This is a genomic window from Flavobacterium sp. GP15 (assembly GCF_014281985.1).
GTDB classification, from domain to species: Bacteria; Bacteroidota; Bacteroidia; order Flavobacteriales; family Flavobacteriaceae; genus Flavobacterium; species Flavobacterium pygoscelis.
This window is the reverse complement of record NZ_JACFTC010000002.1, coordinates 824,826-846,925: the sequence shown is the minus strand read 5'-3', so window position 1 is coordinate 846,925 and position 22,100 is coordinate 824,826. Positions and strand designations below refer to the sequence as shown.

Annotated in this window: 16 protein-coding genes; 8 read left to right on the top strand and 8 right to left on the bottom strand. The window is 31.8% G+C overall.

Annotation, left to right across the window (positions count from 1 at the left end; genetic code table 11):
- Window positions 1-7: 7 nt before the first annotated feature.
- The 6 genes from H2650_RS07975 to H2650_RS07950 all read right to left on the bottom strand — a co-directional run bounded on the left by H2650_RS07975 (window position 8) and on the right by H2650_RS07950 (window position 8,613).
- Window positions 8-1,276: a tyrosine-type recombinase/integrase gene (locus H2650_RS07975; protein WP_188050256.1), complete on the bottom strand. Its 1,269-nt coding sequence runs from the start codon at window positions 1,274-1,276 to the stop codon at window positions 8-10.
- The gene (locus H2650_RS07970; RefSeq protein ID WP_188050255.1) at window positions 1,273-1,707 is read right to left on the bottom strand and encodes a hypothetical protein; all 435 of its coding nucleotides are present in this window, start codon (window positions 1,705-1,707) and stop codon (window positions 1,273-1,275) included. Before H2650_RS07970 ends, H2650_RS07975 begins: the two co-directional genes overlap by 4 nt.
- Window positions 1,708-2,593: 886 nt before the next feature.
- The gene (locus H2650_RS07965) at window positions 2,594-4,135 is read right to left on the bottom strand and encodes an acyl-CoA carboxylase subunit beta (protein ID WP_188050254.1); all 1,542 of its coding nucleotides are present in this window, start codon (window positions 4,133-4,135) and stop codon (window positions 2,594-2,596) included.
- A gap of 104 nt (window positions 4,136-4,239) precedes the next feature.
- The gene (gene accC, locus H2650_RS07960; protein ID WP_188050253.1) at window positions 4,240-5,679 is read right to left on the bottom strand and encodes an acetyl-CoA carboxylase biotin carboxylase subunit; all 1,440 of its coding nucleotides are present in this window, start codon (window positions 5,677-5,679) and stop codon (window positions 4,240-4,242) included.
- A 144-nt stretch (window positions 5,680-5,823) separates the two neighbouring features.
- On the bottom strand, window positions 5,824-6,309 hold the full coding sequence (locus tag H2650_RS07955; RefSeq protein ID WP_188050252.1) for a biotin/lipoyl-containing protein: 486 nt from the start codon (window positions 6,307-6,309) through the stop codon (window positions 5,824-5,826).
- 102 nt (window positions 6,310-6,411) lie between these two features.
- Window positions 6,412-8,613 carry a radical SAM protein gene (locus H2650_RS07950; protein ID WP_188050251.1) on the bottom strand — a complete coding sequence of 734 codons (2,202 nt, stop codon included), beginning with the start codon at window positions 8,611-8,613 and terminating at the stop codon, window positions 6,412-6,414.
- 462 nt (window positions 8,614-9,075) lie between these two features.
- Between H2650_RS07950 and H2650_RS07945 the strand changes: the two genes are divergently transcribed.
- From H2650_RS07945 to H2650_RS07910, 8 genes are all read left to right on the top strand, one after another.
- Window positions 9,076-9,684: an RNA polymerase sigma factor gene (locus H2650_RS07945; protein ID WP_255462813.1), complete on the top strand. Its 609-nt coding sequence runs from the start codon at window positions 9,076-9,078 to the stop codon at window positions 9,682-9,684.
- 91 nt (window positions 9,685-9,775) lie between these two features.
- Window positions 9,776-10,891: a FecR family protein gene (locus H2650_RS07940; RefSeq protein ID WP_188050291.1), complete on the top strand. Its 1,116-nt coding sequence runs from the start codon at window positions 9,776-9,778 to the stop codon at window positions 10,889-10,891.
- A gap of 148 nt (window positions 10,892-11,039) precedes the next feature.
- Complete coding sequence (locus tag H2650_RS07935; protein ID WP_188050250.1) at window positions 11,040-14,753, top strand: SusC/RagA family TonB-linked outer membrane protein; 3,714 nt, start codon at window positions 11,040-11,042, stop codon at window positions 14,751-14,753.
- 11 nt (window positions 14,754-14,764) lie between these two features.
- Window positions 14,765-16,249 carry a RagB/SusD family nutrient uptake outer membrane protein gene (locus tag H2650_RS07930; protein ID WP_188050249.1) on the top strand — a complete coding sequence of 495 codons (1,485 nt, stop codon included), beginning with the start codon at window positions 14,765-14,767 and terminating at the stop codon, window positions 16,247-16,249.
- Between the two features lie 21 nt (window positions 16,250-16,270).
- Window positions 16,271-17,131 carry a putative zinc-binding metallopeptidase gene (locus H2650_RS07925; RefSeq protein WP_188050248.1) on the top strand — a complete coding sequence of 287 codons (861 nt, stop codon included), beginning with the start codon at window positions 16,271-16,273 and terminating at the stop codon, window positions 17,129-17,131.
- Between the two features lie 73 nt (window positions 17,132-17,204).
- Window positions 17,205-18,539 (top strand): DUF4302 domain-containing protein, encoded by a 1,335-nt coding sequence (locus H2650_RS07920; RefSeq protein WP_188050247.1) that lies wholly within the window; start codon window positions 17,205-17,207, stop codon window positions 18,537-18,539.
- Window positions 18,540-18,741: 202 nt separating this feature from the next.
- Window positions 18,742-20,331, top strand: coding sequence for a bacillithiol biosynthesis cysteine-adding enzyme BshC (bshC, locus tag H2650_RS07915; RefSeq protein WP_188050246.1), 1,590 nt, complete (start codon window positions 18,742-18,744; stop codon window positions 20,329-20,331).
- Between the two features lie 88 nt (window positions 20,332-20,419).
- Window positions 20,420-20,839: a nucleoside-diphosphate kinase gene (locus H2650_RS07910; protein ID WP_121924310.1), complete on the top strand. Its 420-nt coding sequence runs from the start codon at window positions 20,420-20,422 to the stop codon at window positions 20,837-20,839.
- A 138-nt stretch (window positions 20,840-20,977) separates the two neighbouring features.
- Here H2650_RS07910 and H2650_RS07905 read toward each other — a convergent pair whose 3' ends face one another.
- Window positions 20,978-21,274, bottom strand: a complete 297-nt coding sequence (locus tag H2650_RS07905; protein ID WP_188050245.1) for a DUF721 domain-containing protein — start codon at window positions 21,272-21,274, stop codon at window positions 20,978-20,980.
- The gene (locus tag H2650_RS07900) at window positions 21,255-21,695 is read right to left on the bottom strand and encodes a hypothetical protein (protein WP_188050244.1); all 441 of its coding nucleotides are present in this window, start codon (window positions 21,693-21,695) and stop codon (window positions 21,255-21,257) included. The genes H2650_RS07905 and H2650_RS07900 overlap by 20 nt, the downstream gene beginning before the upstream one ends.
- Between the last annotated feature and the right edge of the window lie 405 nt (window positions 21,696-22,100).

Genomic DNA, 22,100 nt, shown 5'->3' with positions numbered 1-22,100 from the left:
TGATATTTTACGTTCCGAAGACTTGAATTTTTAGTGCCGCTTCTTCGATTGTAGATAAAATTTTTGGGTCTAAATAAAATGTTTTTAAAACTTCATGAGTTGAATGTGACGATAAAATTCCCGTCTCTTTATGGACAACAGCATTTACCCAAGACAAGTAAGTTTTCCTTAAATCTGCAAAAGAGACTTCTTTCTTTATTTTTGCCTTATTTCTATAGTGTGAAAAACCCTTAGACAGGTCGTTCATAATTGTTAAAGTTTTCACTTCTCGCTCTGGAAATAAAATATACTCGGAAGTTGCCTTTTTATCTTCATATCCCAGATCTTTCAAAAAACCAAATAAATCTTGATTTATAGGAACGTACTTCCAGTATTTTTCATGACTCACGTTGTTCATAGCCTTTTCTACTTTAATATTCGAAACCATAAAAAACATTATGCCTTTTACTGAAATATAAATATCGCTCCATTTAAGCACAACAATTTCCTCCCGGCGCAAACCTGTCAGTAATGCAAGTTTAAAACCATCCACTAAATATGGTCTATACATATTTTTCACCTCTCCTTTCCCTTTTTTCAACGTATGAAATCCACTTTCATTTTCAACTGCGTGTAAAATCTTCATAAATTCGTCTTTTTCCAATGTATTAATATTCCTCTTTATAACCTTTTTAGCATTATAGACTGCAAAAGGATTTTCCATATCTATTTTTTCTACCTTTATTAAAAATGTAAAGAATGCTTTAATTTCACTAAAACATTTATTAAAAGTTTTTGGACCATATTGAAGTTCTGCCCAAGTATAAAATCTGGCTACATCTATTTGATCAACTAACGTTATACTTGATGTCTTCACATTCTTATGCGGATTGATGTTATCGAAAAAATATTTACAGTATCTCAAACATTCATCTTGATAATCTTTTGAAATTTTTTTAACTAGATGTGAATATCTATAATTACCCTCTAAATAACGTTGGTATTCAATCAATGCACCCAACATTACATAATCTATCTTCTTGAGGCTGTCGCTAACTCTTTCAAAATTATTTTGTTCCAATTCTTTTCGAAATTCAATAGCTTCGTTTACAGCATCTTCATACTTAATTGCTGTTAGCACTTTAGTTTTTTTCTTGTTATTTCCGCCCTCGACATGAACTACTACTTTATATTTATGCACATCATAGTGATTGCATGTCGGATTATCCCTTTTGCATTTATGACAAAATATCTTCAAACCTCGATGAGGATTTTTTGGTAGTTTTATTTTTTTCATGCTGAATATCTGTTAAATAGGTCTTCTTCTTTTTTATTTTTTACAGTTATTTTTGATTTAATTTTCTCAAAAACCTGACCACCTAAACTGATGACAACCATCTCATAGACTGCGTTATCCTTGGCTATCTTTTTATAAACTTCTTCCCAATTATCTGGAAACTCCTTTCGTAAATCTGTGACTCTAATTTTATCAATTTCGCAGTCTAAGTCAATTTGGTAAACGTAATTTTGTTTTGGAAACTTATAGATACGAATTTTATTTTTATTAAGCCAGCGTTTTATCGCCTCTATGTCAATTAAATTTAATCTTTTTCCAACTTCCATTAGAGTAAGTGTATCTAAACTTCTCGTACTATATAATTCTTCAACACCCGAATCCATTATAGCTTTCGCTTTTTCTATTTTTTGTAATTCTTTTTTACCCTCCATTTTAAATGTATTAGGAGTGTTATAGACTTAAGACTGTAAAAAGTTTTAAAATTTTTGAAAATTATTTGTTTAGTGTTTTACTACTAATTTCTTTTCTCAAATTGAGATAAATGAAATAGAAGAAAATTACATTTCAATTTTTGATAACTAACTTTGTTTACTACGCAATAAAAGTTGCTTAAACTATCTTTTTAATATGCCTACATCCGCAATAAAAAGGAGTGACGAAAAGGAGTGACGAAAACAATAAAAAACAAGTTTAAAACAAGATTATTGAAAATATTAGCATTGATTTACAGTTACTTACGCATATTAGTAAGATAAATCTGGGATTCATAACCCTGAGGTCACGGGTTCAACTCCCGTCTTCGCTACGAAAACAAACCCTTAAACAACAACTGTTTAAGGGTTTTTTGATTTATATTAATTTTTAATTTATTAAAAATTAATTAATAAATTAAACAAATCTTATACTATTTTAATTATGCGCTCGCTTAATCAAATACCAGTTTAAGCAAATCTCAACAATGCTTTCTTTTTTAAAGTAGTTTTCCAAAAGAACCAAAAGGCAACATAATCTTCATAGATTGTTCTAAAAATATTTTATTAAAGAAGTTTAGGCATTAAGCATTTCGCGCTTCAAAATGCTCTTATTATAACGCAAATGAATTTATTTGTACTGATTTAGATTCTAAACTATAATTCATAAAATAATAAAAAACATTTATTCAAATAATATTTACAAACAATTAGTATTCCTATATAAAAAGTATACTATAAAAAACAACTACATCTAGTATTACACAATTTACCCTAAAACAAAAAAAACAACTGAATTAGTTGATTTTTTTGTTTTCATTATTTGCATTTTAGTTTAATAAAATAATTATAAAGGAATATTTCCGTGTTTGCGATTTGGAGTAATACTCACTTTGTTTTCTAACATACTAAACGCTTTTATTAATTTTTTTCGTGTGTCTTGTGGTAAGATCACTTCATCGACAAAACCACGTTGTGCTGCAGTGTATGGATTAGCAAATAAATCAGCGTATTCTGCTTCTTTTTCCAACAGTTTGGCTTCATGATCATCTGCTTCATTGATTTCTTTTTTAAAGATAATTTCAGAAGCCCCTTTTGCGCCCATTACAGCAATTTCAGCTGTGGGCCAAGCAAAATTCATGTCGGCTCCAATGTGTTTAGAATTCATTACATCATAAGCTCCACCATAGGCTTTCCTGGTAATAACAGTCACTCTAGGAACTGTTGCTTCACTTAAAGCATATAATAATTTGGCTCCATGAACAATAATTCCATTCCATTCTTGATCTGTTCCGGGTAAAAATCCAGGGACATCAACTAATACCAACAAAGGAATATTAAAAGCATCACAAAAACGAGTAAATCGAGCTGCTTTTTTAGAACTGTTTACATCTAGACAACCCGCTAAAACCATAGGTTGATTGGCGATTATTCCGATACTCCTACCGCCTAGCCTACCAAAACCAACAATTATATTTTCAGCATAATTTTTATGAATTTCAAAAAAAGAATCTTCATCAATAATTCCGCTTATTACAGCGTGCATATCGTAAGGTTTATTTGGGTTTTCAGGTACAACATTTAATAATTCTTGCCTAATTTCATCCCCTAATTCATAAGGCAAACTAGGTGGAACTTCTTTATTGCTCTGTGGCAAATAACTCAACAATCTTTTTAAATCCTCTAAACATTCCACATCATTAGTTGATGTACAATGTGCCACTCCTGACTTGGTGGAATGAGTACTAGCACCTCCTAATTCTTCTGAAGTTACCGTTTCGTTAGTAACTGTCTTTACAACATTAGGTCCAGTAACAAACATATAACTAGTATCTTCAACCATCATGGTAAAATCAGTCATAGCGGGAGAATAAACGGCTCCACCTGCACAAGGCCCCATAATGGCCGAAAGTTGCGGAATAACTCCTGAAGCTTGTACGTTTCTAAAGAAAATATCGGCATAACCACCTAAGGAACGAACTCCTTCTTGAATACGTGCTCCACCAGAATCATTCAGTCCGATCATAGGAGCGCCCATTTTGACCGCCATATCCATCACTTTGCATATTTTTTCAGCATGAGTTTCTGACAAAGAACCCCCAAAAACTGTAAAATCTTGAGCGAAAATATAAACTAATCTTCCGTTGATCGTTCCGTAACCTGTAATTACACCGTCCCCATAATACAATTCTTTTTCCATTCCAAAATCAGAAGTACGATGGGTAACCAACATTCCAATTTCTTCAAACGAACCTTCATCCATTAAATAAGCAACACGTTCTCTAGCGGTTAGTTTTTTATTAGAATGTTGTTTTTCGATACGCTTTTCCCCTCCACCTAAATGCGCTTCAGCAATCTTATTATTTAATTTATCTATTTTGTCTTTCATAGGATTTTTTTTTACGCTAATTCACCAAATTTCATTTATTTTCTACAATAAGAAGAGTCAATATTTTAGAATAAAATAGATTCCCTTATTTCTACTTATCAATTTTAATTTGGTAATCTAACGATTTTTTGATCTTTCAAATACTGCTTCATCGCCAAGAGAGCAGCGATTTCAGCCTCTTTATTCATTTGTTTTTTCAATAGCTCCGCATTATAATATTTCTTTACAAAATGAGTATCAAAATTTCCGGAACGAAAAGCTTCATGTTCAAATACAAATTTTCCAAAAGGCAATGTAGTTTGCACTCCTTCTACTTGATAATTATCAATTGCTTTTACAATCAATTGAATGGCTTCTTCACGAGTTGCTCCATACGTAATTAATTTGGCCAACATCGGATCATAGTAAATAGGAATATCCATGCCTTGCTCAAAACCATTATCCACACGAATATTCTCACCAACAGGCAATTGATACACATCGAGATGACCTACGCTTGGCAAAAAGTCATTCATAGGGTCTTCGGCATAAACTCTTAATTCTAAAGCGTGTCCTTTAATTTGTAAATCTTCTTGTTTTATTGCAAGTGCTTCTCCTCTTGCTACTTTAATTTGCAGTTCGACCAAGTCCGTTCCTGTAATCCATTCGGTAACGGGATGTTCTACTTGCAAACGCGTATTCATTTCTAAAAAGTAGAAATTATTATTTTCATCCAATAAAAACTCTACTGTTCCCGCTCCTAAATAATCACATGATTTAGCAACTAAAACAGCCGCTTCACCCATTTTTTTTCGTAATTCTGGAGTTAAAACGGAAGAAGGCGCTTCCTCAATCACTTTTTGATGACGACGCTGAATACTACATTCTCTCTCAAATAAATACAAGATATTTCCATGGCTATCTGCCATAATTTGAATTTCGATATGCCTTGGTGACGCCACATATTTTTCGATAAAAACAGATCCGTCACCAAAAGCAGCAACAGCTTCACTAATGGCACGGTTCATTTGAGACTCAAAATCGCTTTCCGTTTCTACCACTCGCATTCCTTTTCCTCCACCACCAGCCGATGCTTTAATCAAAATAGGGAAACCAATTGTTTTTGCCTCCTGTTTTGCTTTATCAATATCTGTTATCGCTTCGTCAACACCAGGAACCATAGGAATATTGTACTCCTTAACCGCATCTTTAGCTGCTAATTTGCTTCCCATCACTCGGATGGCTTTAGATTTTGGACCAATAAAAATGATATTGTTATTTTCACATTCTTCGGCAAAATCAGCGTTTTCGCTCAGAAATCCATAACCTGGATGAATAGCATCAACGTTTAAATTTTTAGCAACTTCAATAATTTTACTTCCTAATAAATAAGATTCATTTGATGGCGATTCTCCAATCCAAACGGCTTCATCAGCAAATTTTACATGAGGTGCATTTCTATCTGCTGTAGAATAAATTGCAACTGTTTTAATTCCCATTTTTTGAGCAGTTTTCATCACTCTAATCGCGATTTCCCCTCTATTTGCAACTAATATTTTTTTCATTATTCTTAAATTTTTATTTTTTGCCACAAATGCACTGTGTCACAAAGTTATTTTTTATTTATTGAGTAGCTATTTAGTGAAAAGATGTAAATCATAAATGCTTTATAAAAATCTTAGTGTTTTTTGCGTCTTTGTGACAACATTCTATTCAAACTCAATCAATAATTGTCCTTTATCCACCGCATCTCCAATGTTAACTGAAATTGATTTGATGATTCCATCACGCGGAGAAAGGAAACTATTTTCCATTTTCATGGCTCCAAGAATAATTAGATTATCGTTGACTTTTACTTCTTGACCAACTACAACGCCAATCTCTAAAATTAGTCCGGGCATTGGAGCTTTGATGAAGTTTACTTGTTTGGCAAGACCAACTTCAAAACCCATTTCTTTGATTAATACATCTAATGGATTTGAAATTACGACGCTATAAGTATTGTTATTTACTTTAACCATGTAACTCTTTTGATGAAAATCAGCAGCAAGAATTTCTGCTTTGTAAGGTGTGTTTTCGTGTAGTATGTGAAATTTATTGTCTTCCACAGAAACCGAATCTAATAGCGAAACACTTTCCTTTTCAATATCAAAATGAAAAGTGTCATTTACATTTACTTTATAACCCATACTCATAAGTACATTTTTTATTGGATGTAAAAATAAGGAAAGTAAATGTTTAAGGGGTTTAAAAAATATATTTTTATGCTAATTTAATATAGTTCTTTTGATATAATTTTACAAAACTAACAATCCAAATTCTCTTAAGGTGTTAATTGGTTTAGAATACCAGAAGAGTTCAAAATCTTTCAATTCATTCTCAAAATCCGTTTTAACCTCTTGAAAAGTATAAACCTTTGTATTTGAAACTGATATTTTTTGCAACAATCCTAAAAGCCATTCGCCTTCTAATTTACCCGTTTGAATACTAAAAGTTTCTTTTTTGTCGTGAAAAGTTAGCGCTGCCATTTCCCAAGAATTTCCTTTTTTAGTTTTTGTAAAATATTCAACGCTTGGCTTACCGCCTATCCAAACCAATTTAGCTGTTGATTTTGTATTAAAATCACTTTGCTCTTGTAAAGCATCAAAAATAAAATCTTGAGGTATTTTTGTTTTCGGAATTTTAAAATCGAACCAATCTTGCAATTCGTAATCAAAACAGATTCCGTGCATGAAATTAAACAAGGATTTCTTGAGTCCAAAACTAAATTTATCGTGATCAATCCCTGTATTATCAATATAATTGATATCATTATTAGCAAAAGTTCCTATTGTTTGTGTTTCCTTTACTACACCAAATTTTTCTGGATACATTCCTACAGGGCTATGCGCTGTCATCGCAAATTGATGCCAAAATCCAGATTGCAGCACACCTGCTTCAAACAACTGACGCACCATTTCTAGACTATCAATAGTTTCCAGAACAGTTTGAGTGGGATAGCCATACATCAAATAAGCATGCACCATTACACCCGCTTCAGTAAAATTTCTTGTCACTTTTGCAACTTGCTCTACCGTTACTCCTTTATCAATAAGTTTTAAAAGACGATCCGAAGCGACTTCTAACCCTCCAGAAACGGCGATGCAGCCCGAAGCTTTCAATAACAAGCATAAATCTTTAGTAAAACTTTTTTCGAATCGAATGTTTGTCCACCAGGTTATAGATAGTTTTCGGCGTAAAATTTCGAGTGCTAAAGCGCGCATCAATGCAGGCGGCGCTGCTTCATCTACATAATGAAAACCATTTTGTCCTGTTTGTGCCATTAATTCTTCCATTCTATCGCACAATAAACTTGCCGCAACAGGTTCGTAAATTTTTATGTAATCTAGTGATATGTCGCAAAACGTGCATTTACCCCAATAACATCCGTGCGCCATGGTAAGTTTATTCCAACGTCCATCACTCCACATTCTATGCATTGGATTCACAATTTCGATTACCGAAATGTATTTATCTAAAAGTAAATCAGAATAATCTGGAGTTCCTACTTTCGATTGTTTATAGTCTGGTTGGGTCGAATTGTTTTTATAAACTACTTTTCCCTCTTCTAACAGGAAAGTTCGTTTGAAAGCTCCTGATTCTTGGCTATTTTCTTTTTGTTTTTCTAAACTTGCAATCAATTCTTCTATTGGAGTTTCTCCATCATCCAAAGTGATAAAATCAAAAAACTCAAAAACACGAGCGTCAGAAAGGGAACGCAATTCTGTATTAGGAAAACCACCGCCCATTGAAATTTTAATATTTGGATAATGGGTTTTTACCCATTGTGCTGAACGAAAAGCTGCATATAAATTTCCTGGAAAAGGAACCGAAATCAAGAATAATGTGGGCTGAATATTTTCTATTTTCTCTTTTAATAGTTTGAATAAAACCTCATCGATATAAGTCGGTTTTTCTTGTAAAGCTGCGTATAATTCATCGAAAGAATTGGCACTACGCCCCAATCGTTCAGCATACCGACTGAAACCAAAATTTTCATCAATGCATTCTACAATATAATCGGAAATATCTTCGAGATATAAAGTGGCTAAATGTTTGGCCTTATCCTGGGTTCCCATAGTTCCAAAAGCCCAATCGAGTTCCTCTAATTGCGCAAAACGAGAAGCTTCTGGCAGGAAATCTTCTTGACAAATTTGTAAAGCTAATGTTGGATTTTTTCCTTGTAAAAAAGCAATAACTGAATCTATTGTTTTTATATATTCTTCTTGTAAAGCAAAAATTCGTTTGCAGTTTTCGGTTGTTGGTTGCTGAATTTCAAATTGAAATAAAGCAGTTAATCCCTCTTTTGAAAATAATTTCAGAATTACCTCGATTCCTAAATCTGCTTGAACAGATTCTATATTTTTGGTATTCAAAAAACCTTTTATATAAGCAGTTGCTGGATAAGGAGTATTCAGTTGTGTAAAAGGAGGCGTGATCAGAAAAAGTTTGGTTTTCAAGAGAAATTATTTTCTACAAAAATAAGAGATATTTATATTCTTTTAGTGAAAAGAATTAAGTGGATTTGTTTTTAAATAACATTTAATACACTTTACTATTATTTAACTAAACTATAAAGTTTATAATTACCATTTAAAGTGAATTGTAATTACTCAATCTTCAAATGATGTAGTTTAAGGCTTGATTTCCCTAAGATATTTTAAAAATAATCATTCATTATGTACATAATCTAAAAAAAATCTAGAATAAGATGAAATTAATTTTCACTATTACTAAAATCCGATACTTATTTTGATGAAAAGAACAAGCAGAGAAGTTTAAATAATAATTACGCTACATTTTTCATATTTTAATAGACATTCCTCATATTTTTTGTATATTTTTTTTGTTCTTTAATTTTAAAACCGTAAAATTACAAAAAATTAACATTAAATTAATACTGCCATTATCACTCTTTCAATTTGAAAATTAAATTTAAAAATAGCAATCATTTAGACGACGATATCCTTTGGAGTAATGTAAAAATGGGTGATGAGAAAGCATTTTCACATCTGTTTGAAAAACACTACGCTCATTTAATTCGTTACGGTAATTCATTATCTCCATTAAAAGATAAAGTACAGGATTGTGTTCAAGAAGTTTTTACAGACATTTGGATTTATAGAGAATCAATAAGTGAAAGTATTGTCGTAAAAGCTTATTTATTATCTAGCGTTCGCAAAAGAATTGCAAGACATCAAGAACGCGATCGCTTTTTTGGAAAAACAACTTCTATTGATACTATAGAATTTCTATTAGACTTCTCAATAGAACACGATCTTATTGCAGACGAAACAACTGCTAATAAAGTTTTTAATTTAAACAAATTATTAAACGAATTACCCTCTCGTCAAAAAGAAGCTTTATACCTTAGATACCATCAAGGTTTAAGTGTAGATGAAATCGCCTCTACCCTTGATGTAAATTACCAGTCTGCAAATAATTTGCTTTATCGAGCAGTTTTGAACCTAAGAAAAGATTGGAAAGACATTATTTTACTTTTTTTAGCAGTTACAACAAGTCTTCTTTAATATTTTTTTGATTTATATAAAAAAAATCACAATTAGGTGAGTATATAATAAAAAAACTGTCCTTTATGTTTTTGTAATCCATACTGAATTGATGCAAGAACGAAATAATTATATAGAAATAGAAGATTTTTTATCCAACGAGTCCTTTAATCTTTGGGTTAAATATCAAATTGATGAACAAAACTGGGAAGAATGGACTTTAGAAGATCCTAAAAGAGCCAAATTAGTTGAGGAAGCTCGTCTTTGGATTTTAGCTATGAAAGTTTCTGAACCAACTATGAATCAAAAAACTATTGATATTGCGTTAGAGAAGACTTGGGGAAAAATTAATAAAAAAGAAAAAAATCAAAACATATTTCAAAAAACACCAAAAAAGTTTTTGGATAACAAATGGATAAAAAGCGTCGCAGCAGTTTTTATATTAGGCTTAATAAGCAGCTGGTTCTATAACAATACTATTTTAAACACTACTTCTACACCTATATATAACGAACTCATACAAGACAATAAAGAAGGATTAGTCGAGCAAACGAACAACTCAAGCAAACCTCAAATCATAACATTATCTGATGGTAGTTCTGTTTTGTTGCAACCTAATAGTAAATTAAGCTATCCTAAAACATTTGTAGGCAATGAACGCAAAGTATATTTGAGCGGGGAAGGCTTTTTTGAAATTAGTAAAAATCGCAAAAAGCCATTTTTTGTTTACGCGAATGAAATTGTCACCAGAGTTGTTGGAACCAGCTTTAGAATACGAGCGTATGACAACCAACCTGACATTGAAGTATTAGTTCACACCGGTGAAGTAAAAATAAAATCAAACCAATCGGTGACAAAATCTAGCAAGCAAGAAGTAGTTTTGTTACCTAATCAAGCCCTCCAATTTTCTCGCAAAAATTTGACATTTAACAAAATAAACGATATTAAAACGGACCGAACATTAATTCAAACTACTGATAATATCGAGCAATTAAGTTTTGACTTCAAAGACACACCTGTTAACCAAATTCTAAAAATAATTGAAGAGGCTTATTTAGTTCAAATTGATTATCCAAAAGACAAATTAAAAAATTGTTATCTAACCACATCACTAAACGACCAACCGCTACCGGAGAAACTTAAAATTATATGCAAAAGTCTCGGTAACAACACTACTTATGAAATGAATGGAAACCAAATTATTATTACATCCAAAGGATGCGACTAACTTTAATGCCTATGTGAAATTAATAAAAAAAGCGCCGAAAATGCTGTAACATTCTCGACGCCTAAATAGAATCAAATTGTTCCCTGTAAAGTTCAATTTGTGTGTTCAAAATACCCGTTAAATAGTATTAATAAAACAAACCAAAATTATGAAAAAAACTGTTGTCAAACAACGATTACTCCATCGAATCATGAAAATAACATTAATTCAATTTGTTCTTGCATTTGTGTTTTCCACCATCACGATGGCCAACAGTGTTAATGGACAGAAAAAACTAGACACTAAAGTTACTGTTAGCATCGCAAACATGAGTTTAGAGAACGCTTTATCAAAACTAGAAAAAACCGCTAAAGTAAAATTCTCTTACAATTCGAGAATTAGTCAATTAAACCAAAAAGTAACTGTAAATGCTACTGGCGAAACTTTATCAAATATCCTAAGCGATTTATTAAAACCACTTAATATAGGATATAGTGAAGTAAGCGATCAAATTATATTACAGAACAATGCTACACTAACGGGAGAATTTACAGGCTTTGATGCAATCCCAACTTTAATTGAAAAATTAACTGTAGCTCCTATTGTAAAAGGTAAAGTAGTAGACCAATCAGGTCTTCCTTTGCCAGGTGCAACTATTACAGCAAAAGGAACAAATAAAAGTGTTTATTCTGATTTTGATGGAAACTTCTCTATCGATATGCCAGAAAACAGCACAAGACTTGTAGTTTCTTTCGTTGGTATGGAGACACAAGAAGTAGCTATCAAAACTACGCCTCTAACTATTGTCTTAATTGACAAAGAGCAAAGCTTAAAAGAAGTTGTAATTACAACTGGTTACGAAAAAACATCTAAAAGAACTTTTACAGGAGCTATTAGTAAAATTACCGGAAAAGAGTTAATGGTAGAAGGTGTTATTGATGTAAGTAGAATGATTGAAGGTAAAGCAGCGGGTGTAACTGTTCAAAACGTTACAGGAACTTTTGGTACTGCTCCAAAAATTACCGTTCGTGGATCGTCTTCTATCTTTGGAGATACAAAACCATTATGGGTAATTGATGGAATTGTACAGGAAGATATTGTCAATCTTTCTTTTGCAGATTTAGCTTCTGGAAATTCAGAAACTTTATTAAGTTCTTCTATTGCTGGTTTAAATGCAAGTGACGTATTAAGTATAGAAGTACTTAAAGATGCGTCAGCAACATCTATCTACGGATCTAGATCTTTAAATGGTGTAGTAGTTGTAACTACTAAACAAGGAAGAAGAGATTCACCTTTAAATGTTACTTATTCACTAGACCAAACTGTACGTACTGTTCCTAGCTACAATCAGTTTGATATATTGAATTCTCAAGAAAACATGAGCATTTTAAAAGAAATGGAATCAAAAGGATTTTTAGAATTACCTTCAATAGCACAATCACGTTACGGAGGAGTTTACAATATTCTTGCTAGAGCTGTAAACACTTATGATGTGACTTCAGGTGCCTTTGGTGTAAAAAACGATACTCCTAGTAGAAATGCATTTTTAAAGAAATACGAACTAGCAAATACAGATTGGTTTAAAGTTTTATTTAGACCTTCAATGACACAAAATCACTCGTTGAGTTTTTCTGGTGGTGGAAAAAATAACGCATTCTTTGCTTCCTTAGGATTTTATTCTGATCCAGGATGGACAGTAGCTGATAATGTACAGCAATTGACTTCTAACTTGAAGAATACTTTTTACATTAATGATAAGTTAAACTTAACATTATCTACACAAGCTTCTGTTAGAAACCAACAAGCGCCAGGAAGTTATGACAGTCTTAGAGACGGAGTTAGCGGAAGCACTACTAGAGATTTTGACATCAACCCATTTAGTTATGTATTAAATACAAGTAGAACTTTACGTCCTTATGACGATAATGGAAATTACGAATATTATAGAAACAATTGGGCTCCATTAAATATAGTTGAAGAATTAAAAAACAACTATATGGACATCAAGGTTAAAGATATTCGCTTCCAAGCAGACTTAGCCTACAAAATATCTCCTAAACTTACTTATAACTTAACTGCTAATGCACGTTATGCCAATACTAGTAGAGAACATAATATTCTTGAAAGTTCTAATATTATTGGAGCCTATAATGCTGATGAAACTACTATTGTTAGAAATGCAAATATCTTTTTATATCAAGATCCTAACAACTTACTTGCACCTAAAGTATCAGTATTGCCTAATGGTGGTATGTTAAGAAAATTTACAAATGATCTTACTTCATATAACATCCGTAACAGTTTCAGCTACAAAAACATTTTTAAAGATGTAAATGAGTTTGAAGCTTTATTTGGACAAGAGTTACGTTCTGTAGATAGAGGTAGTGATAATTTTACTGCATACGGATTACAGTATGACAGAGGTTTAACTGCTTTTACAGATCCTAGAATCTTAGAGAAATTAATCAACGGAGGTGAATCTTATTATGGATTCAACGAAGAAAGAGAAAGAACTGTTGGTTTCTTTGGTAAAGTAGGTTACACTTACAATCGTCGTTATACAGGATCTATAACAGGACGTTATGACGGATCAAACAGACAAGGAAACAGTAATTCTTCTAGATGGTTGCCAACATACACTTTTAGTGGTAAATGGAATTTAATGGAAGAATCTTTCATGAAAGATGCTAAAAATATTAACACATTAGCTTTAAGAGGATCTTATGGACTTACTGCAACTGCGGGACCAGCTACTAACTCACTTGCTATTTATAAAAGTTTCATTACTAACCGTCTAAATTTAGGGGATAGAGAAACTGGATTAAACATTGACCAACTTCAAAATGGTGACCTTACATGGGAAAAACAATTTGAAACTAATATTGGTTTAGACTTAGGTTTATTCAATAACAGAGTACAATTTACAACAGATATTTACAGCCGTAAAGCTTTTGATTTAGTTGACTTTGTAACTACTTCTGGTATTGGTGGACAAAAATTAAAGCAAGGAAACAATGCTGACATGGAAACTAAAGGTATTGAGTTTTCTGTGAATACAAGAAATCTTAATGACACTAGATTAAAATGGTCTACTAGTTTTAATTTCTCTATTTACAACCAAGAAATTACAAAACTACAAAACAATCCAAGTGTATTAGGTTTAGTTGATGGTACAGGAGGAAATACAGTAGGTCATCCAAGAAATGCTTTATACTCTTACCAATTTACAGGTTTAAACAACCAAGGTTTACCAACTTTCGTAATGGCTGATGGTGAAGATGATAATATTGCTGGTGCTAATTTTCAAGATTCAGAAAACGTAACAAAATACTTGAAATACGAAGGATCTATTGAACCTAACAAATCAGCAGGTTTGTCTAATACATTTACCTATGACAACTGGTCTTTAAATATCTTTATAGTTGCTGCAGGAGGAAACAAAGTTCGTTTGAACCCAATTTACTCTTCTTCTTATGATGATTTAACGGTGTTTACTAAAGAATTCACTAACCGTTGGATTAATCCTGGTGATGAGGCTTATACTAATATTCCTGTAATTGCAGACAGAAGATTAATAGCAAATTACGCTTCTGATGGTAAAAGTTTAATAAGAGCATATAATGCTTACAATTATTCTGATGAAAGAGTAGCAGACGGAACTTTCGTAAGATTGAAAAACGTTTCTATTAGCTATGAATTCCCTAAAGATTTGAAGAAAAAATTAAACCTTAGTACCTTCTCAATGAAAGCATCAAGTGCTAATCCTCTTTTAATTTATTCAGATAAAAAACTAAATGGTCAAGATCCAGAATTTTATAGATCTGGTGGAGTTTCTCAACCAATTACGAGCCAATACACATTCTCATTAAACGTATCATTTTAATTAAATAAAATATGAAAAAATTAAAATTAACCTTATCCCTACTAATTTTAGTAGGACTCAGCAGTAGCTGTGATGATTTCTTATCTGAAGTTCCAGATAATAGAACACAACTCGATACGCCAGAAAAAATTTCTGAAATATTAGTAAATGCTTATCCAGAATCTAATTATATGGAGTTTGCAGAGACTATGTCTGATAATGTTTATGATAGTGGAGATCTAACAAAAACAACGATCAAGAATAGCCAAATGTACAATTGGGAAATGGTTGACGATACTGATAGAGAAACACCTTCAGCCTATTGGGATGCTTGCTATACTGCAATTGCTCACGCTAATCAAGCTTTAGAAGCTATTGAAAAACAAGATAATGATCCTAAACTAAACCCACAAAGAGGAGAAGCTTTATTAGCTAGAGCTTACTCTCATTTCATGTTGGTTACATTCTTTTCTCAGCGATACAATCCTGCAACTGCCAAAACAGATTTAGGTATTCCTTATATATTGAAACCAGAAACTCAACTGATCAAAAAGTACACAAGAAACAGTGTTGAAGAAGTTTTTGCTTATATAAAAGCTGATATCGAAAAAGGATTGCCATTAGTTACAAGCAACTACAAATTGCCAAAATTTCACTTTAATAAAGATGCTGCTAATTCATTTGCAAGCCGTTTTTATACTGTAGTAGGTGATTGGAACAAAGTGCTTGAGGTATCAAATGAGCTAGGCAATCTTCCGGAAACTAAGTTAAGAGATTATCAATCTTACTTAGACGAACCGGATTATGATAAAGGAATTAGAATGTATTCTGACGCAAGTGCAAATACCAACTTACTTATTGTTTCTGCCTCTTCTATCTATTCTAGAAGTTTTGCTTCAAATAGATTTCAGTTGACTGGAGCAGATAGAAATGAACTTTTTGGTAACAATACTAATTTAATTAACAAAGCATTTCTTTACAGACCATTATCCTATAACGGCCAGGTAACTATTTTCGTTCCTAAATTTGCTGAGTACTTCAAATACACTAATGCGAATGCTGGAATTGGTCTTCCATACGATGCATTGGTACTATTAAGTAATGATGAGCTTTTCTTGAATAGAATAGAAGCGCACGTAATGAACAATCAATTAGATGTTGCTAATGCAGAGCTAGATTATTTCTTATCAGTACGCGTTAAACTTTACAATCCTACAACTGATAAAATTACTCAAGCAAAAGTGGTAGCTAAATATCCTGTTGTTGCTAATGAATACACTCCTTTTTACACGATGACTGATGTTCAAACTTCATACATTAAAGCATTAGCAGAAATCAGAAGAAGAGAATTCATCCATGAAGGTTTAAGATGGTTTGATATAAAAAGATTTGCTTTAAAAGTTACGCATAAAACTTACAATCAAGCTGATAAAGTTTTAGAGAAAAATGACTTACGCAAAGCAATTCAAATTCCATTAAACGTTACAAACACTGGAGTAGAAAAAAATCCACGTTAATTAATTTAACTATTTATAATTATGAAAATAAATAAACAATATAAAATAATCACACTAGTATGCTCCGTGTTATTATTAACAGCTTGCGCAAGTGAGGATCCTCTTAAGGAAAGTCAGTTAGATGTATCAATTCCTGCAAAAACGGATTTAGATCGTTATATTGATGCTAATTACGTGAATGATTACAATATTAATGTACAGTACAAATGGAATCAGAATGTAGTAGATAACAATCGTTTTTTGTTTCCTCCAATTCAAACTAAAGTACAACCTGCTTTAGAAATTGTTAAAAAAATCTGGTTAGATACTTACAAAACTGTTGGAGGACCTGATTTTGTTAAAAAAATTGCTCCTAGAGAACTAGTTTTGGTTGGAGGAATTAACCTGAACACAACAGGGACGATTACTTTAGGTTTAGCAGAAGGTGGATTAAGAATTACATTGTTTGAAACGGACAATGTAAATAAAAGAGATCGTGCAAACGTAAAACGTTTCTTAGCTACAATTCAACATGAGTATATTCACATTCTGAATCAAACGAAGCCTTTTGATGAAAAAACACTTGCGAAAATAACTCCAAGTGGCTATACTTCAAACTGGTATGAGACACCAACTTCTCAAGCTAGAGAAGAAGGATTCATTACGGATTATGCAAGATCGAACACTAGTGAAGATTTTGCAGAAATGGCTGCTCAAATGTTAATTAATTCTAAAGCAGAGTATGCAGCGATCCTAGCTGGAATAACTAATCAAACTGCTGTTGCGAATATTAAAGCAAAAGAAGCTGTAGTTGTAAAGTATTTTAAAGATAGTTTCGGAGTTGATTTCTATAAACTTAGAGATGAAGCAGAAAAAAATACCAACTTCGTTATAAACAATTAGTATAAAAATAGGAGCTTTAGTTGCTAAAGCTCCTATTAAAAACCTTTTTAACTTTAACAAAAACATGAAAAACATGAAACTAAAAAATATAATTAATTACCTTTTGGTTGCTTTATTAGCGATTCAATTGGTCTCTTGTGATAACAAGGAGAGTTTAGACTCACCCTTTAACGCTACTCCTACAGAACGTTTAAATGCTAGAGAAAAAGAACTAGATGATTTATTGGCTTCTTCTGAATTTGGTTGGAGAGCAGTCTATTTTACTGACAATACACAGTTAGGAGGATTTACACATCTTTTCAAATTTAAAGATGGTAAGGTAGATATGGCCTCTGATTTTGATAACGATACCTCTATATTTGCTAGTGAGTATGATATTGTTCTAGGAAGTACAGTTAGTTTAGTATTTACAACAAAAAACAGAATTCACTTATTATCTGATTCTAATAGTTTCCCAACTGCGGCATTAAGAGGAAAAGGATACAAAGGAGATTTTCAATTTTTGTATTACGGACAAGATAACGGACAGATCATTTTTAGAACTAATCGTACTTTTCAAGAATTACGTTTTGTAAAAGCAACTGCTTCAGACTGGACTAATTTAGCACTAAATAGAGCAATGGCACCTAATGTTACTGGCGCTAACACAAGACCTTTATTCCGTTTATTAGAAACTAATGATGGAACTAAAGTGAGTCAATTTGATTTTAATTACACTAATGCTAGTAGATTTGCTACTTCTAACTCTATTGAAACTGGATCAAGCCTAACCAATAATATTGGTATCGCTTACACACCAACTGGTATTGTAGTTAGTCCAGCTATAAAAGTAGGAAATCAAGAGTTAACTGCTTTTACTTATGATCCTGCAACTGGAAACTTTAATGCAACTGGTACAGGTGGTGTTTCAGCTTCTATCAAATATACCACTAAGCCATTAGTAATAACAAATGACTATAAGATTTTACTACCTGGAAACCAACAAAATGTATATGGTTACTTAGCTGCTAATTTAGGAGCAGCACCTTCAAATTCACTTTACGCTAACACTCTTTTGGCTGCAGCAAATGCAACTTTACCAGCTAACCAAAAAATTAGCAGAATACAAATATATTTTAATGCTGGTGGTGAAAATTATATAGCTTATACTTTCAACGGTGGTAAACCAGCTATCTATCATGACTTTACAGTGACAGAAGATGCTGTAAATAAAACACTTATTCTTTCTGATTTTGGATGGTCTACAGGAACTGCTCCAGCATTTTTAGCAGCCATAGACAAAGAGTTTTTTGACATCAAAGGTTTGTATGTAAAGAAAGAAAAATTCACAATTGGCGCATCAAATACAATATACACATTTACAAGTGCATCTAGTAATTTTAGAATAACTACTTATGCCTTCCAATAATTACCATTTTTTTGATTAGTTGAAAAAGGTTGCCCCTCAAAAGGCAGCCTTTTTTTTTTGAATATAATTAATGTGATTGAAATCATAACAAACAATAAATCAACCAAAAAAATACTAAAACAATCTCCACAGTTCACAAAGGTTTCTTAAACTAAAAATTATACCTTTAGATTTCTTATTTTAGCATCAAATAAACTTTATTATGCCAACGGACTGTATCACCTATCAAAATTCAGGATATTTTTCTTCCTTGATGAATGATTATTTAGATCAAAAAAGTAACTTAAACTCTTTATACCATAGATTTCCAAAACTTGAAAATTTTGAAGATCAAATCCTTGAAAAGCAGAAAAATTTTGACAAAGATTCTCGAAAAACTTTAGTTGCAGTTTTAGAGAAACAATATTCAACTGTTGACACCTCTGTTTTAACAAAGCAAAATATAGAAGCACTATCACTTAATAAAACTTTTACAGTAACCACTGGCCACCAACTAAATTTATTTAGTGGCCCCTTGTATTTCTTATACAAGATTATTTCGACGATTAATTTAACAACAGAATTAAAAGCAAAGTATCCTACAAACAATTTTGTTCCTGTTTATTGGATGGCGACAGAAGACCATGATTTTGAAGAAATTAATTATTTTAATTTTAAAGGAAAAAAATTCCGTTGGAATACTGAAAGTTACGGACCAGTTGGTCGATTATCAACTAAAGGATTAGAGGATTTTTTTGAAGTATATGCGCTTGAATTAGGTTCAAGTATCAATGCCGATAAAATAAAAAAAATATTTACTGATGCGTATTTAAACCATGACACTTTAGCCAATGCTACCAGACATTTGGCTAATGCATTATTTGGAACTTATGGTCTTGTAATTATTGACGCAGACAATCCAGACTTGAAACGCGCTTTAATCCCTTATGTGAAAGAGGAATTGTTACATCAATCTTCCCATAAATTAGTTTTAGCAACGGCTGAAAAATTAAAAGACTACACTATACAAGTTAATCCACGTGAGATCAACTTATTTTATATTGAAGACACTTTGCGCGAACGTATCGTTTTTGAAAATGGCAAATACAAAGTAAACCATACAAAAATTGAATTTTCTGAAACTGAAATTTTGGAATTACTAGAGAATCATCCAGAAAAATTCAGCCCTAATGTTATTATGCGTCCTTTGTATCAAGAAGTGATTTTACCTAATTTATGTTACATTGGCGGTGGTGGTGAAATTGCGTATTGGCTGGAACTAAAGTCTTTCTTTGACGCTGCAAAAGTTACTTTTCCTATACTTCTATTGCGAAATTCAGTTTTATTAGCCACTGAAAAACAAGCTAAAAAAGCAGATAAACTCGATTTGAAGTGGAGTGATTTATTCTCTAAACAAGATTCCCTAATCAATAATAAAACAAAAAAACTATCTGAAATTTCAATTGATTTAGCTAATTTAAAAAAACAGCTGCAAGAACAATTTGAAAGCTTATATAAAATAGCAACAAAAACAGACGAATCATTTATTGGAGCAGTCAAAGCACAAGAGGCAAAACAAAATAAAGGACTAGAAAATCTAGAAAAGCGCCTACTTAGAGCCCAAAAAAGGAAACTAAACGACGTTTTGCAACGTATTATTGATTTACAAAATGATTTATTTCCAAACCTAAGTTTACAAGAGAGACAAACTAATTTTTCTGAATTTTATTTAGAAAATGGAGAAAACTTGATTCCGATGATTATCAATCAATTAAAACCGCTACAAAACAAATTTGAAGTAATTGTACTATAATTTTATTTGAAGTAGTAAATAAAAATAACTTACATTATTGAACAAAAAAGTTTACTTTTGCACAAAATCATAAAAAACAATAAATAAGATGGCTACTAATAGAACTTTTACAATGATCAAACCGGATGCTGTAGCAAACGGACACATCGGAAACATACTTGCAATGATCACAAATGCAGGTTTTAAAATCGTTTCTTTGAAATTAACTCAATTAACTATTGCTGACGCACAAGCTTTTTACGAAGTTCACGCTGCAAGACCTTTCTACGGAGAGTTGGTTGAATTTATGTCAAGAGGACCAATCGTTGCTGCTATTTTAGAAAAAGACAACGCTGTTGAAGATTTTAGAACTTTAATTGGAGCTACTAACCCTGCAGATGCTGCTGAAGGAACTATACGTAAAGCATATGCAACTTCTATTGGAGAAAATGCAGTTCACGGTTCTGATAGCGATGAAAATGCAGCTATCGAAGGTGCATTCCATTTTGCTGGTAGAGAGCAATTCTAGATTTTAGATTGTTGATTAACGATCTTTGATTTCAGATTTGAAAATCTTTATATAAAAAAATCCCGTTTCCAAAAGAAACGGGATTTTTTAACATATAATAAAACCTGAAATCAAAACCTAAATTCTAAAATCAAATTTTTATCTCAATACCACATCCTTAACGACGTCTCTTCTTAATTCTTCATTAATCATCGATACAATTTTAGATTTTCCATGACTTAATTCTTCTCGTAATACTGACGAAGTCAATTCTACATAGAGCGTACTACCCTTTAAAACTACATTATTAGTATAACTATTTACTCCATTACCCATTAAGTTTCTCCAAGCCTCTTTTACATCAATTTGATCAATCCCTGGCTGCAATTTATTAACATGTATAATTTGTTTTAAAACATCACCAATCGTACTTTGATTATTTAGTCTCTTTGCCATCTCCTAATAAATTTATTGCTGTTGCTTTCTTATAATGATATTCTATTTTATCCTTATTTAACAAAACCAATTCGGATGCTGAAAGTGCTATCAATTCCTCACTCCATTTCATATAGGAAGTAGAATAATCTAAAAATACTTTATCATCAGCAAAACGAACTACTACATTTTCAAATGTATCATTTACCAAAAAAGTTCCATCTAATTGTGGCATTACTTTTTTGCGTATCCCTTTATTATTCTTTATTTCAAAAAAATCGTAACTCTCATTTATCTTATAATCCTTGTCGCTCCCTTTATCAAAAGTGACTTTCTCAATTTCCCAGTAACCGTTTAAGTTGACAATGTCAGCTGATTGAATCTTTTGTTTGCAAGCAACAAATAGTAATGAGATAAATAAAATTCCAAAAATCTTTTTCATAATTATAGTAGTTTTTTTAAGGAGCTATTCCCGCTGTCCGCTATATCCACGCTAAAAAGCGTGGGATGTCGCTACCATAGGGGCTATGGAAATTGAGTACTAATGCTGTTTTTATTTCAACTACAAAGTTAAACTTATTAAGCGCAAACAAAACAAAAAAAGGGACAAGACAAGCTAGTATTTTGCTTATTTATATTCTAAAAAAATATTGAAATATATAATTTATTTTATGACTCAAATAACATATCAAAACCTGGTCATTTTCAGAATAAAAAAAACACATTTGATCTAATTTCAAATGTGTTCTTTTATTATAAAATTATGACGCTATTCCTATTTAAAAGGATATCATCTATTACCGAAATTGTAAAACTTATAATATATAAAAATATAATAATTAGCTAA